The sequence below is a fragment of the Pseudomonas sp. ICMP 10191 genome (assembly GCF_001467335.1).
Taxonomy (GTDB): domain Bacteria; phylum Pseudomonadota; class Gammaproteobacteria; order Pseudomonadales; family Pseudomonadaceae; genus Aquipseudomonas; species Aquipseudomonas cerasi.
The window spans coordinates 20,927-37,495 of the sequence record NZ_LKGW01000001.1; the positions used below are offsets into that span (position 1 = coordinate 20,927).

General features: G+C 56.9%; 12 protein-coding genes. 11 read left to right on the forward strand and 1 reads right to left on the reverse strand.

Translation table 11 applies throughout. The features are described from left to right. Positions 1-14: 14 nt before the first annotated feature. From AO388_RS00085 to AO388_RS00130, 10 genes are all read left to right on the forward strand, one after another. Positions 15-722: a PspA/IM30 family protein gene (locus AO388_RS00085; protein ID WP_003368474.1), complete on the forward strand. Its 708-nt coding sequence runs from the start codon at positions 15-17 to the stop codon at positions 720-722. A 30-nt stretch (positions 723-752) separates the two neighbouring features. After that, positions 753-1,307 (forward strand): rhomboid family intramembrane serine protease, encoded by a 555-nt coding sequence (locus AO388_RS00090; RefSeq protein WP_003368475.1) that lies wholly within the window; start codon positions 753-755, stop codon positions 1,305-1,307. 84 nt (positions 1,308-1,391) lie between these two features. Beyond that, positions 1,392-2,057 carry a DUF2491 family protein gene (locus tag AO388_RS00095; protein ID WP_003368476.1) on the forward strand — a complete coding sequence of 222 codons (666 nt, stop codon included), beginning with the start codon at positions 1,392-1,394 and terminating at the stop codon, positions 2,055-2,057. Positions 2,058-2,070: 13 nt separating this feature from the next. Further along, positions 2,071-2,496 carry a DUF350 domain-containing protein gene (locus AO388_RS00100; protein WP_003368477.1) on the forward strand — a complete coding sequence of 142 codons (426 nt, stop codon included), beginning with the start codon at positions 2,071-2,073 and terminating at the stop codon, positions 2,494-2,496. A 27-nt stretch (positions 2,497-2,523) separates the two neighbouring features. Then, complete coding sequence (locus AO388_RS00105; protein WP_004414143.1) at positions 2,524-3,270, forward strand: DUF1190 domain-containing protein; 747 nt, start codon at positions 2,524-2,526, stop codon at positions 3,268-3,270. 11 nt (positions 3,271-3,281) lie between these two features. Further along, positions 3,282-4,439 (forward strand): glutathionylspermidine synthase family protein, encoded by a 1,158-nt coding sequence (locus tag AO388_RS00110; protein ID WP_058415877.1) that lies wholly within the window; start codon positions 3,282-3,284, stop codon positions 4,437-4,439. A gap of 519 nt (positions 4,440-4,958) precedes the next feature. Further along, positions 4,959-6,314: a DUF1329 domain-containing protein gene (locus AO388_RS00115; RefSeq protein WP_054081178.1), complete on the forward strand. Its 1,356-nt coding sequence runs from the start codon at positions 4,959-4,961 to the stop codon at positions 6,312-6,314. A 233-nt stretch (positions 6,315-6,547) separates the two neighbouring features. Next, the gene (locus AO388_RS00120) at positions 6,548-7,594 is read left to right on the forward strand and encodes a YCF48-related protein (protein ID WP_083515739.1); all 1,047 of its coding nucleotides are present in this window, start codon (positions 6,548-6,550) and stop codon (positions 7,592-7,594) included. Between the two features lie 27 nt (positions 7,595-7,621). Beyond that, on the forward strand, positions 7,622-10,012 hold the full coding sequence (locus tag AO388_RS00125) for an efflux RND transporter permease subunit (RefSeq protein ID WP_058415879.1): 2,391 nt from the start codon (positions 7,622-7,624) through the stop codon (positions 10,010-10,012). A gap of 437 nt (positions 10,013-10,449) precedes the next feature. After that, on the forward strand, positions 10,450-11,163 hold the full coding sequence (locus AO388_RS00130) for a LuxR C-terminal-related transcriptional regulator (protein ID WP_054081176.1): 714 nt from the start codon (positions 10,450-10,452) through the stop codon (positions 11,161-11,163). 149 nt (positions 11,164-11,312) lie between these two features. On the opposite strand, the gene AO388_RS00135 is transcribed toward AO388_RS00130, so the two are convergent. Further along, positions 11,313-12,365, reverse strand: a complete 1,053-nt coding sequence (locus AO388_RS00135) for a fatty acid desaturase family protein (RefSeq protein ID WP_032609993.1) — start codon at positions 12,363-12,365, stop codon at positions 11,313-11,315. A 323-nt stretch (positions 12,366-12,688) separates the two neighbouring features. Between AO388_RS00135 and AO388_RS00140 the strand changes: the two genes are divergently transcribed. After that, positions 12,689-16,549, forward strand: a complete 3,861-nt coding sequence (locus AO388_RS00140; protein WP_058415880.1) for a non-ribosomal peptide synthetase — start codon at positions 12,689-12,691, stop codon at positions 16,547-16,549. Positions 16,550-16,569 lie beyond the last annotated feature (20 nt).

Sequence of the window (16,569 nt, forward strand, 5' to 3'; positions counted from 1 at the left end):
GGCGGAGAACATTCATGACTACAAGTATCTGGAAAAAACTGGTGACCGCTGTTCGTGGCGGCGCTTCCGAAGTGGGCGAGTCGATTGCCGACGCCAATGCCATCCGCATTCTGGACCAGGAAATCCGTGACGCCGAGAACGCGCTGGTCAAGGCCCGCGACGGGCTGATCACCATCAAGGCCAAGCACAAACTCTCGGCGCAGCGTCTTGAAGAACACGCCACCAGCATCGCCAACTGGGAAGGTCGCGCCCTGCAGGCCCTCGATAAGGGTGAAGAAGCGCTGGCTGTCGAATGTGCAAACAAGATTGCCGAAATCGAAGCCCTGCGTGATCAGGAGCAGGCGCTGGCCGATCAGTTCAGCAAGCAGGTCAACCTGCTGCAGGATCAGGTGATCAAGGCCGAGTCGCGAATCAAGAGCCTCAAGCAGCAGGTCGAGATGGCCAAGGCCCGTGAAACCGTGCAAAAGGCTCGCGTTGCAACGGCCACCGCAACCGGCGGTGCCAGCGGCGCCGTGGAAACCGCAGTGGGTTCGCTGGCACGCCTCAAGCAGCGTCAGGACGAACAGGATGCCAAGCTCGAAGCGGCTGAAGAACTGGCCAGCCAGTCCAGCGGCAGCGATCTGGAACGTCGTCTGCAGGATGCCGGGATCGGTGCCAAAAGCGGCGGTGCGCAGGATGTACTGGCGCGCCTGAAAGCCAAAAGTCAGACGCCGGCTCAGTAAGCGCTGCAACAAGGTGGACGAGGGTAGTGCATGGCGTTTTCCCGACGACTCAAGGTCATCCTCGTCCTCTCGGCCGTGTTGATTGCGGTACAGGCAATCAACTCGGTCACCGACAACAGTCTGGTCCATTTCGGTATCATGCCGCGCAGCTTCATCGGGTTGCGCGGCATTGTGTTTGCGCCCTTTCTGCACGGGTCGATTCAGCACTTGCTCAGCAATCTGTTGCCGTTCATTGTGCTGAGCTGGCTGGTGGCGACCGAGGGTGTCAGGCGTTATGCATGGGTCGCCGGGCTGATCTGCCTGCTGGGCGGGCTGCTGGTCTGGAGCTTCGGTCGCAGCAATATCCATGTCGGCGCAAGCGGTCTGATTTTTGGTTTGTGGGCTTATCTGCTGGCGCGTGCGTGGTATCAGCGCAGTATCGCCAGCGTGCTGATCGCGCTGCTGGTGCTGGCCGCTTACAGCGGGTTGGTATTCGGCTTCGTTCCGGTGGCCGGCGTGTCGTTCGAATCACATATCGCCGGTGCAGTTGCGGGCGTTTGTGTGGCCTGGCTGATGCATTCCAGGGCATTGCTGGCGCAGAAGTGAGCCAGTCTAATGCGCGGCGGCAGTGCGCCTGTTGCGCTTGAAGAGCGTTATATATCGTCACCCGTCACTGCAAGGAAATGGATTATGAGTTGGTTCAAACGGGCCATGGGCCTGGAAGCCCCCAAGGCATCAGGCCGGGACGGCGTACAACCGGTCAGCACGGTCAGTCCGCTGGGGCTGGCGTCCGGACGCATGCTGTGCCTGGACAGTTCACTGAAGCTGTTGCTCGACGGTCACTCGGAAGTGGTCGTTCCGGGCGATGAAAAGGTCTGGTCCGTAGGGCATATTGATCTCGGCCAGTCCATGGCACTGCATCGTTTTTACCTCGATAACGAGGACTATTTTCTGCAAGTGGTCAGCGACGGCCCCAATCCGGAGGACGTGCAGGACATCATCCTGTTCGGCTACTACAGCGCCGAGCCGATCACCAGCAAGGATGAATTGCTGCGCCTGACCGGGCCATCATCGAAGATCGGCCTGCCGACCTACGAGCACGATGGCGAGGTCTTCGAGCGGCAATGGGGGACTTCCCCTGGCCAGACCGAGCTGACGCCGCTCGATGAAGACATTGTCAGTCCCGACGCGACTTATCGTGTCAAGCACCTGAGCATGCTGTACGCCCGCGAAACGGGACTGATCAACCGCCGTGAATTTCTGCTGTTTTCCGTAGAGGAAGACGAGGAGGGCAGCATCACGCTCACCACGGCGGTCGGCATAACGCTGCAATCCACTGATATCAACGTTCTTTGACAAGGAAATCCTCATGATCGACGCGCTGCGTATGTCGCTCAATGCCACGGCCGTGTTTGGCTTCGTCCTGTACATTCTGGTGGCGGTCATCCTGTTCGCGCTGTTCCAGTTCATCTACAGCCGGATCACCCCACACAAGGAGTTTGCGCTGATTCGCGAGAACAACAGTGCCGCCGCGCTGGCGTTGGGTGGTTCGCTGATCGGTTTCGCGCTGCCGGCCAGTAACATCATCAGCTACAGCATCAGCATTCTGGACGTGATCGTCTGGGTGGTGATTGCCGCCATTGTGCAGCTGCTGGCGTTCGGCGTTACCAGTCTGGTGCTCAAGGGCCTGTCGACACGCATCGCCAAGGGCGAAATGGCAGCAGCCATCTATTCGGCCAGCGTCGCGATCAGCGTCGGTCTTCTCAATGCCGCCTGCATGACCCCGTCGGTCTGACGGCAGCCTTGAACAAGGAGACTCACGATGAGACGTAGTTCAGTAAAACTGGTACTCGCCGGTGCACTGCCGCTGGCCCTTGCCGGGTGTGGCCCGTCCGAGAAAAAGGACACCGTCAACGCCAAGGCCAACTTCAGTTCGGTGCAGGAATGCGTCGATGCCAAGGTGCCGGTGAATATCTGTTCGGATGCCTACATGCAGGCGCTGTCCGATCATCGCCGCATTGCGCCGACCTATGATGACAAGGCGTCCTGCGACGCGGACTTCGTACCGGATTATTGCCAGGTCACCTCTGACGGCAAGTACATGCCCAAGCTCGGCGGCTTCGAACTGGGCTTTTCCGGGCAAGTGCCGAAAGAGGCACTGGACCGTGCCAATCAGGAAGTCAACCAGTCTGCTCCGGCAGGCATGAGTGGCACCACCGGGCTGATGGCCGGGCTGCTGATCGGCAATCTGCTCAGCAACGGCTTCGGCAATAACCGCTATTACTCGCAGCCCATCTACCAGACGCGCGATGATCGAGGCGGTTATTACAGCTCGTCGCTGCCCAGTCAGATCGATCGCGGCAAGACCTTCGGCCGTTCCACCCAGGCGCAATCCAGCCCGGATCGCAGCTACGGCAGGAGCACCCTGGGGCGCAATCTGGGCAGCTCTGGGTCCGGCTCGTCTTCGGTGTCATCGACCATCTCGCGCGGCGGCTTCGGCAGCCAGGCTTCGGCACGCAGTGGCTGGGGCGGCAAGAGCAGCAGTGGCAGCAGCAGTTTCGGAGGCTGACGGTTCGCGGCATGAAAAAGATCAGCATCGAGGAACGTCCGGACTGGCGCACGACCGCCGAACGTGAAGGCTTCAACTTTCACACTATCGACGGCGAGCGTTACTGGGACGAGCGCGGGTATTACCTGTTCAGCGAACAGCAGATTACCCGCGATCTTGAAGCGCCCACCCAGGAACTTCACCAGCTGTGCATGGACGCCGTGGCGCGCGTGGTGGACAGCGAAGCGCTGCTCCATCAACTGGCGATTCCGGAAGCGTTCTTCGACCTGATCCAGACCTCGTGGAAGGAGGGACACTCGCATCTGTACGGGCGCTTCGATTTTGCCTACGACGGTACAGGCCCGGCAAAGATGTACGAAATCAATGCCGATACGCCGACCAGTCTGATGGAAGCCGGGGCGGTGCAACTGCTCTGGCTGGAAGAGCAGATGGCGCGCGGCGTGTTGCCTGCGCATGCCACCCAGTTCAACTCGATTGCTGAGGATCTGGTTCGGGCCTTTGCCGAGTTTTCCGGCACGAGTCCGTTCTACTTTTCGGCGATGTCCGGTTCCATCGAAGACCGGGGCACTACCGATTTCCTGCGGCGTATGGCAGCACACGTCGGCATCGATGCGAGGCATATCGATATCGAAGACATCGGCCTCGGCGCTGATGGGCGTTTTGTCGATCTGGACGGGCGCTGGATCGAGCGCTTGTTCAAACTGCACGCGTGGGAGCATATCTTTCACGAGGAATTCGGCCAGCACGTGTCAGCCAGCGGCACTCAGTTTGTCGAACCCGCGTGGAAGGCGATTCTCAGCAACAAGGGGATTTTGCCGTTGTTGTGGCAGCTCAACGAAGGTCATCCGAACCTGCTGCCTGCGCATGTCGACCACGAGCCGAGCAAAGCGGTCCCCAAAGGCTGGGTGCGCAAACCCTACTTTTCCCGTGAGGGCGCCAACATTGAAATGCGTACGCCCGGCGATCAGGTCATCTCGGTCGATGGGCCTTATACCGATGCGCCCTACATTCTGCAGGCGTACTCGCCGCTTCCGCGATTTGGCGACAGCTACACGCTGATCGGCTCCTGGGTCATCGGCGATCTTGCGTCAGGGATCGGTATTCGTGAAGACCACAGCCTGATCACCAAGGATACCAGCCGCTTCCTGCCACACGTGGTTATCGACTGAGCGCTGCCTGTCGTCACCCGGTGTTACGGGCTTGAAGCACGTAACACTCTTTTTGTTACCACACGTTCATATACCCGCCAATAAACCGCCATAACGAGCGGCCTTGTTAGTGTGCTGTCTGACAATCAAACAGGCGGTGTCGTTGTTTTTAATTCTGGTCATAACGCGGGAGCACGACGTTTCAGATCTGTATCTTATATAAGTTGTGATCTGTTCTTTATTGCCTGTTGGCATTCACGTTGCATTACTGTGGGCCATTCCGGGTGCCTGCTTCATGAATGTTTAACAGTGTGTTGTTCATTCTTTTTTATTTTGTGAAGTTTCCTACGGACGTATACCCGATAGACAAACTGTTCGCGGGAAGAATACGTGGGTCACTCGGTCTGCCTGTCAAACAACTGTTTATTGGCCGCGCGTCAATAACCGGTGTCGCCCCGACAAAACGCTGTTTATAGCAGAACTATTACAGGCCAGGACGCCATACATGCGTCCCGACGTGGCCATGCAAGGAGAGCCCACATGCTCATGAAACAACTGCTGGGCGGCGCGCTGACGCTGCTGTTCGCGATCAACACCTGCCAGGCAGTCGATACCACGTTGCTCGGGAGTCGTTTGACCCCGCTGGGAGGCGAGATGGCAGGTAATGCCACGGGGACCATTCCGCCCTGGACGGGCGGAATCACCCGGCCCCCGCCCGGATACAAGGGCTCGGGCACTCGGCATGTCGACCCGTATACCGCTGACAAGCCCCTGTTCACCATCACTCACGCCAATATGCAGCACTATCGCACGCGCCTGACGCCTGGGCAGGTGGCGATGTTCGAAACCTACCCCGACAGCTACCGGATGCCGGTATACCCCACGCGACGTTCCGGATCGGCGCCGCAATGGGTGTACGACAACACCCGCCGCAATGCGCAGAAAGCCCGATTGATCGGCGGTGGTAATGGTTTTGTCGATGCCTACGGCGGCATTCCATTTCCGCTTCCGGAAAAGGGCATTCAGGCCGTGTGGAACCACATTGCCCGGTATCGCGGCCATTATGCGGTGCGACGTACTTCGGAAGTTGCGATACAGCGCGACGGCAGTTTCAAGCTGAACACGTCGCGTCAGGAAGTGCTGTTTCGCTTCTATGATCCTGCGGGCAGCTTTGCCAGTCTGGATAACGTGCTGTTCTATTACCTGTCGTTTACCCAGTGTCCCACGCGTATGGCCGGTTCTGCCGTGTTGGTCCATGAAACACTGGACCAGATACAGGAGCCGCGGCAGGCGTGGACCTACAGTGCGCGGCAACGTCGGGTACGCCGCGCGCCGAGTCTGGCTTACGACATGCCGATCCCGGCCTCTGAAGGCTTGCGTACGGCTGACGACACCGACATGTTCAATGGCTCGCCGGATCGTTACGACTGGAGGTTACTGGGCAAACGCGAGATTTATATTCCCTACAACAACTACCGCATTTCCAGCCCCGACATTACCTATCGGCAATTATTGCAGGTGGGTCATCTCAACCCGGCCTATACGCGCCATGAACTACATCGTGTATGGGTGGTGGAGGGCACGCTCAAACCGACCGCGCGTCATGTCTACTCAAGACGCACGCTGTACCTGGACGAGGACAGTTGGCAGGCCGCAATCGTCGATCAGTACGATGCCCGGGGGCAGTTGTGGCGCGTCTCCATGGCGTACCTGAAGAACTACTACGAACTGCCGACGACCTGGTCTGCTCTGGACGTCTTCCATGACCTGCAGGCCCGGCGTTATCACGTACAGAACCTCGACAATCAAGAGCCTGGCACCAGTGATTTCTCTCAACCGGCGCCCAGCGTGAACGCCTTCAAACCAGCGGCCTTGCGGCGCAGAAGCATTCGCTGACCGGCGTCCGGTCAATCTGCCCGATCAACCGTCGTTATGTTTCATCAATCACATTCAACACGCTTAACAAAAGATAACGACATGTCGATTGTCAGGCATTTGCAAAGCTGCCTAGGATGGCTGAGCTTCCAGACAGGTAACGCCATAGCGCTGCGGGCGTCGACATCGATACGAGTTGTCCGGCACCCGCACCCGATAACAGCCACCTGATAATAATAAGAGCGGAAAAGTCCATGCGTGAGTCCTTCCATCGTCGCACCTGGTTATGCGCGGGCATGTCCCTGGCTGTCGTTGCGTCATCCCTGTTTGCGCTGCCAGCCACGGCCGGGTCCGAGCCGGTATCCACTGCCGTTGCTGCAGACGCTCCTGTTTATGCCATCGAGTCGGCCAAAGCCTCACGCACGCTGTTGCTGGACGTCGCCCATGCGGGAGCGCGGCTGGTCGCGGTGGGTGACCATGGGCATATTCTGCTTTCCGATGATCAGGGCAAGACCTGGAGTCAGGCCCGCGTGCCTACCCGGCAGTTGTTGACGGCCGTGTTTTTTGTGGATGAACAGCACGGTTGGGCGGTCGGTCACGACGCGCAGGTACTGGCCAGCAGCGATGGCGGCAAGAGCTGGAGCAAGCAGTTCGAGGACTTGAAGCGCGAGGCTCCGCTGCTGGATGTCTGGTTCAAGGATCTCGACAACGGTTTGGCCATCGGTGCCTACGGCCTGCTGCTGAGCACGGCCGATGGCGGGCAGCACTGGGAAGATGTCAGCGACCGGCTGGACAACGAAGACCAGTACCACTTGAACGGCATCACTCAGGTCAAGGACGCCGGCCTGTTCATCGTCGGCGAAGCGGGCAGCATGTTTCGCTCCCGCGACGAGGGGCAGACCTGGGAGAAAATCGACGGCCCGTATCAAGGCTCGTTATTCGGTGTGATCGGCACGGCACAGCCGTCCACGCTGCTGGCCTATGGTCTGCGCGGCAATCTGTTTCGCTCCAGCGATTTTGGTGACAGCTGGCAGCCCGTCGAACTGAAGGGTGCGCGCGGGCCGATCGAGTTCGGGCTGGCAAGTGCCACGCTGCTGGCCGATGGCTCGCTGGTGCTGGTCGGCAATGGCGGCAGTGTCATGCGCAGCACCGACGACGGTGAAACATTCGCGGTCTTCAATCGACCTGATCGCATCTCGCTGGCCGGGGTCACTGGCAATTCTCAAGGCAATCTGATTCTGGTCGGGCAGGGCGGCGTTCGCCTCACCTCGCCGACGGGCGCCGATACCACCCAACAATAAGACCTTTCAGGGCGGGGATATTCAGGCATGAACACGCACCAGCACGCGCAAGATCCGGATGACAAGGCAGCCTTCCTCGAACGCCTGATTTTCAACCATCGCCCGGCAGTCATCATCCTGTGCCTGCTGGCCAGCCTCTTTCTGTTCTGGCAGGCCACGCAGGTGCGGCCTTCCACCAGTTTCGAGAAGATGATTCCGCTGTCCCATCCGTTCATCCAGAACATGATGGAACACCGCAACGATCTGGCGAATCTGGGTAACACCGTTCGTATCTCGGTAGAGGCCAAGGAGGGTGACATCTTTTCCAAACCTTACATGGAGACGCTGCGTCAGATCAGCGACGAGGTGTTCTACATTCCTGGCGTTGACCGTTCTGGCCTGAAATCGCTGTGGAGCCCGAGCGTACGCTGGACCGAAGTGACGGAGGAGGGCTTTGCCGGAGGCGAAGTGATTCCGCAGAGTTACAACGGTTCGGATGAGAGTCTGGATCTGTTGCGCAACAACATACTCAAGTCCGGACAGGTCGGGCGGTTGGTGGCCAACGATTTCAAATCCAGCATCATTGATGTGCCGTTGCAGGAGTCCTACCCGGATCCGGCAGACCAGGGCAAGTTGCTGGCGCTGGACTATCAGCAGTTCTCGCACCAGCTTGAAGAGAAGATCCGCGACAAGTATCAGGCGCAAAACCCGAACATCAGGATTCACATCGTCGGCTTCGCCAAGAAAGTCGGCGACCTCATTGACGGCCTGTTCATGGTGGTAATGTTCTTTGGCATCGCCTTTCTGATCACGCTGGTGCTGTTGATCTGGTTCACCCGCTGTCTTCGCAGCACCATCGCCGTGCTGATCACCACCTTGATTGCGGTGATCTGGCAACTTGGGCTGATGCACGTCGTGGGGTTCGGTATTGACCCGTACTCGATGCTGGTGCCGTTCCTGATCTTTGCCATCGGCATTTCCCATGGTGTGCAGAAAATCAACGGTATCGCCTTGCAATCCAGCGAGGCCGACAACGCCCTGACCGCTGCAAGGCGGACGTTTCGTCAGCTGTTTCTGCCGGGCATGATCGCGATTCTGGCCGATGCGGTCGGCTTTATCACGCTGCTGATTATCGACATCGGGGTGATTCGCGAGCTGGCCATCGGCGCTTCCATTGGTGTGGCAGTGATCGTGTTCACCAACCTGATCCTGCTGCCGGTGGCGATTTCCTACGTGGGCATCAGCAAGCGGGCGATCAATCGCAGCAAGCAGGATGCGGTGTCCGAGCATCCGTTCTGGCGCTTGCTGTCCAACTTTGCCAGCCCAAAGGTTGCGCCGGTCTCCATTGTGCTGGCGCTGCTGGCCTTCGGTGGCGGGCTCTGGTACAGCCAGAACCTGAAGATCGGCGACCTGGACCAGGGCGCGCCGGAGCTGCGTCCCGATTCACGTTACAACAAGGACAACGCGTTCATTATCAGTCATTACTCCACCAGTTCGGACGTGCTGGTGGTGATGGTCAAGACGCCACCAGAAGGTTGCTCGGCCTATCCGACAATGTCAGCGATCAACGAGCTGGCCTGGAAGATGGAAAACACCCAGGGCGTGCAGTCGGCCATTTCGCTGGTGACGGTGTCGAGACAGATGATCAAGGGCATGAACGAGGGCAACCTGAAATGGGAGAGCCTGTCGCGTAACAAGGATGTGCTGAACAACTCCATTGCCCGCGCCGACGGTCTGTACAACAACACCTGTTCGCTGGCGCCCCTGCTGGTATTCCTCAACGACCATAAAGCCGAAACCCTGGACCGTGCCGTACATGCCGTGCAGGATTTCGCCAAGGAGAACGACACGCCGGACCTGCAGTTCCTGCTGGCCGCCGGCAATGCCGGGATCGAGGCCGCGACCAACGAGGTCATCAAGCAGTCCGAGCTGGTCATTCTGGTGCTGGTCTACCTCTGCGTGGCAGCCATGTGCATGATCACCTTCCGCTCATGGGCCGCCACGCTGTGCATCGTCCTGCCACTGGTGCTGACCTCAGTGCTGGGCAACGCCCTGATGGCGTTCATGGGCATCGGCGTCAAGGTCGCGACTCTGCCGGTTGTGGCGCTGGGAGTGGGCATCGGCGTCGATTACGGCATCTACATCTACAGCCGTCTGGAAAGCTTCCTGCGCGCCGGCCTGCCGTTGCAGGAGGCCTACTATGAAACCCTTAAGTCCACCGGCAAGGCCGTGCTGTTTACTGGTCTGTGCCTGGCCATTGGCGTGTGCACCTGGATCTTCTCGGCAATCAAGTTTCAGGCCGACATGGGCCTGATGCTGACCTTCATGCTGCTGTGGAACATGTTCGGCGCACTGTGGCTGCTGCCCGCGCTGGCGCGGTTTTTGATCAAGCCGGAGAAGATGGCGGGGAAGGTGGGCAATTCGCTATTTTCACATTAAGACACACATGAGGTTATCCAGCCTCTTCTTGGTGAAGTGTCTTCGCTCTGTGCCGAACGTTTCGCAACGCGCGGCTGCTTTTATTGATCGGCTTGTGTCAGGTCAAGGTTGCCTTGCCCTGTAAAAGGGGGACAGCGGGATGAGAGAAGGGGCGAAGAATAGAGTTTTTAGGGTGATAGAGTTAAAGTTTTTATGAGACGCCTATCAGAACTATCAAGGTATTGTTCTGTGGGGTGGAGCTGTTAGTGTGCGGCTTAATAAGATGTCGTAAGAAATACTATAATCGCGCACAGTGAGTATCAGTGTGCAGGCAAAGTGCCGGTATTCAAAGTCTGAGAGTTACTTAAGTTGCGTGAAGGGTGGGGCGTAGTTATCATGAATTGCATGGGCTTCTCACTTGAGAAGTAGCCATTTCAAATGGTTCATGGAGTAGGATGATGGCACTTTCATTGCGCAGCGATATGTTTGGCCATGAAAAAAGCACCGGCAGACAAAAGCTGGAATGGGAGTTCGAACAGAGTGCAAGTGAGCGGGGTGTTCATCACTATGCCTATTTTTTTTATCATCACACGCCAGCCTTACAGCAACATGGCTTTGTTCTGGTCAGCGGTCCGGAGGCAGGGGAAAAGAACAGTCATTGTGCGGAGCGGCAGGACGTAGCGGATACGGTTCGGGGCGTTGCTTGCTCTCAGCCACTATTTACCGGGTTACTGAACAGGCCTGTATCATCAAATGACCGTGGCGAAATGATCGACGCCGGTACCACCTCTGACGGGATGACGGCGTTCTACCTCGGCGAAGAGAAGGCATTCAGTTTACTTCGGTTTGCAAATAAAGAAGCCGGAACAGGGAATGCGCAAGGCGAGTACAGTCTTGCGACGGAGGTGAAGTCGCTGGTTCGTGAGTTTCATCATAAGTTGACGGGCCTGGTCATGGGCTTGAATGAATCGGACGAAAACTTCACTATCACGGACCGTGAAAAGGAAGTGTACATCTGGACGGCAATAGGCAAGACCTGTAATGAAATTGCCGTCATTCTAAATATATCCAAAAGAACCGTGGATTTTCACATTTCCAATGTGATCTCGAAGTTGGGTGTCCGAACCAAACTTCAGGCTTGCATACAACTGACCAAGATGGGCATTTTGTAAGGGACGGTGCTAGCCTTGACGACCGCCCTGAGTGGCAGGTCGCAAAGGCCATTAAAGCGTTGAGTGAGCCTCGGCTCTTTGTGCGCGATTCCGATACAGCGCGGGTTCGATCGGAATACTTATTGACAACCTGCAGTGGAACGCGACGGCTACCGGTTATCGCCTGTTGTTGCCTGCGTACCTTCGCGCGTCGACTGCTCGTACCGCGCCTGATGCGCAGTGTTGTGCTGAGAATGACGTTTGTTTTGCAGGCGATAAATGTTCAGTATCTGGCGTATGACCGATTGCCTGTCGCGACGACCCGAGATGATGCCACCCTTGACCTGATTGACTGCAGCATAGCTCGGGTCCTGCAAAAGAACGCAGTGCGCCTTGTACAGATTCCAGTAGGGGATGCCTGCAAACAAGTGATGAGTGAGATGCAGGTTGTCTCCATGCATGCCGATAAACAGCCTCTCCCACCAGGAGGGGAAACGGTTGCGGGTGATACGCAAGGCCTCCCGTTCCTTGCCGAACAATCCAAAATGTTCAGAAACCTCTGACAGCCAACCGATGACCTGAAAAGCCGTGAGGTAAGGAACGAGCCAGAACATCAGGTAACCGTACAGGCCTGTGGTGGCGTAGAACAACGAGAATAAAACAGCGTGTACTGCGATGAGGGTCAGCGCTTTGCGAGGGGACTTGAACAGTGCGCCCAACCGATGAATGACAAGGTAACGCAGGTAGCTGAATATATTCAGGAGCAGCACGGTTTTAAGCAGATGGTTAAACATGAAGTCAAACCGATCTACGGTCGCCTGCAGTCCAGAATCGATATAGTAACGGTAGTCCGGGTCTTTGTCGGCGTCACCGAGATGATGGTGATGCAGGTGCACGTGCGAATGTCGATAAGCTTCGTAATCCTGAAAGATGGGTAAGCCGGTTAGATAGTGGCCAATGGCATAACTTAGGGAACGGCTTTGAGTCAGGGTTAAATGGGCTGCTTCATGAACAAGGGAGGCGAGTGCGCGTTGCCTTGAACCGATAATTAGCACGCTGAGGGGATAAGCATACAACGACCATTGGGTGAGTGCGACAGCGGAAGCAATGACAATAATATCCCCCGACCAACCCAGTAGCCATCGCCAGTTATTCTTTTTGTAAAGACGCATGAGTTCAAATTTGAGTGCATCGTTACAGTGAAATCTTTGGACGGTTTGCATCGTTTACCTCGACAGGTTGTGCTCTGCAATGCGTTGTTATTAGGGCGTTATATAGACTAGGAAGGTTGGGGGGGCTGCGTAAGCTGTTATTTTTCACAGGTAGACGGTTACAGGGTGTATGTGTTTTTTTTGAAAGAAGTCAATCGTCGTTAACAAAATCTCTTGCATCGGTTTTTTTACGAGGTTGATGTCACCTGATTAATATGTTACCTGAGGCCGTCATGAACAGTTTTGAGAAAAATAATACCGCACCGTCACGCTCTCAAGATCTCGCTAAGCGGGCCGGCGTACAGCATATAACCGGTACGGAAGGGCCACTCTCCATGTCTCAGGAACAGGCCTGGTTTCTTGAGACGTTAGTACCAGAAAGTATCGCTTATAATTTTCAGGCCATGCTGAATATTCGCGGCGACCTTGATATCAACGCGCTTGAACTGGCGCTGAGTATGGTGGTTGAGCGTCATCAGTCACTCTCCACTGTTTTCGATGAGGTTGACGGGGAGCCACGGCAAACTATTCAGGACGCCTGGCCCGTGAACATCCCGATCGTTGACCTGTCTGCCAGCAGTGAAGCGGTACGGCAGACCTACATGAATTCTATTATAAAAGCTGAAATAGCCCAGAAAATCCAAGTGGCGAAACTTCCGCTGATTCGATGGGTGCTGTTCAAATTCAGTGACCAATTCCACTCATTGCTGCACATCGAACACCACCTCATTCATGACGGCTGGTCATTTCGGCTGTTTCTCAAAGAGCTCAATCATTTTTACAACGAACAAAAGGGCCGTGTTAATCAAGAGCCCCTTGAGCCGGTGATCCAGTTTATCGATTACTGCCAATGGGAGCGCGACTGGCTGGATTCGGCTCAAGGTCGTCAAGGCCGAGACTTCTGGTACGGTCGTCTTGAAACCTGGCCTGCCTACACGCATTCGCCGTTTCCTGCACCGAAGGGTGGGCAAGCGGCGTTGGATTTTGTCGGCAGTTCCGTGTCGGTACCGTTGCCCGGTGGGTTGATCAGCGCACTTCAGGCGTATGGCTCGAAGAATAAATCCACCCTGTTCGAGACTATGTTTTCACTGTTTGCCTGTGTAGTAGCGGCGCGTTCGGGTCAGACGCAACAACTGATCGGTACCGCCGTCGCCAACCGCGACCTGCCGGGTATCGAAAACACCATCGGTATGCTGGTCAACATGTTGCCGCTGCGCATCGACATTGACGCGAACACGCCCTGGGCACCTCTACTGGCAGCCGTGAAAGAAGAAATCCGCACGGCCTGTTTGCAGTCGCATGTGCCGTTTTCCACCATGGTTGCCGATCTGAGCCCGGAGCGTTTAACTCAGCAGTTACCTTACATTCAGGTTGCTTTCAGTTTTCATAACTCCATGTCCCGCACCCTGGACTTTGCGGACATTGATGTCGAGGTGGTGGAGGGCTTGGCAAACGGTTCTGCGAAATTCGACCTCAATGTCATTTGCGTTTTCGATGACGAGGTTAACCCGGCCGCTGGCGGTCGTTTCATGCTTGAGTACTCCACCGCTGTCGCCAAAGAGGCAGATGTCGTAGCGCTTATGGATGATTTCCTCCACCTGGCAAGCGCCTGGCTCGAGCAACCGGCAGAAAGCCTCGCCAATGTACGCAAGTCTGCTGTCCTTGCCGCAGGCGGTACTTCTGTCAGTCCTGGCGTAGAGTTCTGGAAACAATCTCTCGACCTCGAAGCCTCGGGTCTTCTGGCTGACCATGCGCTTAATCGCGTTGTCAGCGGGCCACTTGTGCGTCATGAAATCCCATTGTCGGATGAAAGCCTTGCACGCCTGTTTCAAGCGTGTGAACAGCGCCGCATTGAACCTGAAGTAGCGCTTTTTTCTATCTATGCCATTGTCATGGCACGTTATGGCGGGCATCAAACCGTCGTGGCTGGTCTGGGTACCGCTGCCGATGGACAGCGTCTTGCCACACCGTTGCCACTCAAGCTGACGCTCACTGCGCACGATACATTTGCCGATGTCTTCCTGCGCACACAACAGCACTGCGAGCAGGCTCGTCAGTGGCACGCATCTTCCGCACAGAGCCTGGAAAAAGCGCTCGATGACAGTGTTGCGGCATCGGGAAGAGCGCCACAGTCATTAATACAGTCGGTATTCTGCAACGGCCTGTCCGCGCGTGCAGAGCAGGGAAGTGCTTCGGGCAGTCTGCATCCGCCCATCGAATTCGTCCTGGACCGTTCCGGCACAAAGGCTTCGTTGTCACTCGGCTATGCCGCTGACCTGTTCACTCAGGAAACAGCGACATCAATGGCCGGGCATTATGTCCAGCTGCTGGAAAAGGCCGGTGAGTCACTTGACGAGACGTTGGCACAAAGCCTGTCGGCCCAGCACCAGGCTGCCATTCAGGCACAGTGTGAGGGGCTTGCTTCGACCTACCCTGAAACGTCCCTGCACGCCATCGTCGAGGCATTTGCGGCTACACAGCCCGAAGCCATCGCTGTGCGGTGCGGGGAGGCAGTGCTGACGTACGCTCAGCTCAATGAGTCCGCCGACAAAATTGCCGACATATTGCTTCGCAAGGATGTGCAGCCCGGTGATGTCGTCGGTATCTGCATGATGCGCTCCGAGTGGCAGGTTGCAGCGCTCTTGGGCGTACTCAAAGCCGGTGCGTGCTACCTCTCGATCGACTGTGCGTCGCCTGCCGAGCGTCGTGACTGGCTGCTGGAAGAGGCGGACGTCAAGTGGGCACTGATCGATGAGAGTGCTCCGCCTCTACGTGATGCAACCTCAACGCTGTTGATCGGGCAATTGTTGACTGAGCAGGATGACCTGCGCGTGTCGCCACTGGTCAAGCCTGTCGTCAGCGCCGATGCTCACTGCTATTACATGTTCACATCGGGTTCCACAGGCACTCCGAAAGCCACTGCCAGTACCCACCGCGCGGTCGTGAGTCTGGTCAAGGGGACGGACTATATCGATATCAATGGTGACGACCACTTCCTGTTTTTCGCGCCCCTCGCCTTCGATGCATCGACCTTTGAAATTTGGGGTGCCTTGCTGAACGGCGCGCAGTTGGTGGTTCAGCCTGGAGAAGCCGGCGGGCTGGATGACCTGGCACACACACTGGAAAGCCAGCAGGTCAGCGTACTCTGGCTGACGTCCGCATTGTTCCAGGAAATGGTCGATCAGTATCCTCATGCGATGGCTGGCGTCAGACATGTAGTGACCGGCGGTGACGTTGTTTCACCGCAAAGCATGCGCAGTTTTCTGGCACAGTCCACCGGGACGCTCACCATCGGGTACGGCCCTACTGAAGGTACGGTGTTTACCACTGCCTACAGCATGGACAAAGTCGAACAAGTGACTGACAAGCCTCTGATCGGATGGCCAATTGCACAGGCCGATGCCTACATCGTGGATGTTTTCGGGCAGCTTGCCGAGCCAGGTGTTCCAGGAGAGTTATTTATCGGCGGCACAGGTATCACCGGCGCCTACCTCAAGCGTCCGGAACTGAGCCAGGAGCGTTTTGTGACACTGAAGAGGTTCCCCGGCAAAACTCTCTTCCGCACCGGTGACCTGGCGCGCTGGACCCAGAGCCGCGGTATCGAGTTTCTGGGGCGCAGTGACAGCCAGATCAAGATCCGTGGCTTGCGCATAGAGCCTGGTGAGGTTGAGCAGGCGATACGTCAATTGCCTGGTGTCACGGCGTGCTCGCTGATTCTGCGCACACTGAATCTTGATAAGCAACTCGTTGCCTTTGTCAGTCTGGACGGGACCATTGCACTGGATGAACAACAGATTCGTGTAGCGCTAAGGGATCGCCTCCCCGACTACATGGTGCCTTCCGAAGTGCATGTGATCGAGCAACTGCCGGTCAATGCGAGCGGCAAAGTCGACAAGCGTGCATTGCTTGAACTGGCGACTCAAAACGGCCGTGCAAGAGTCACCAGCGAGCGACCGTCGACGGCTCTGGAAAAATCCATTGCCGAGGTCTGGGCGCAAATCCTCAATGTGCCGGAAGTGGGTAGAAACGAAGACTTCTTCTCCATCGGCGGGCATTCGCTGGCCGGCATGCGGATCATGTCGCGGCTGAGCAAGCAATTCGGCAGTCGTCTGTCGCTGAATCTGCTCTTTGAGTATCCCAGCGTCGAGACGCTTGCAGGTGCTATCGAGCGCTCGACCGAGCCGTTGACCGCCTGACCGCCTGACCGCTTACCGGC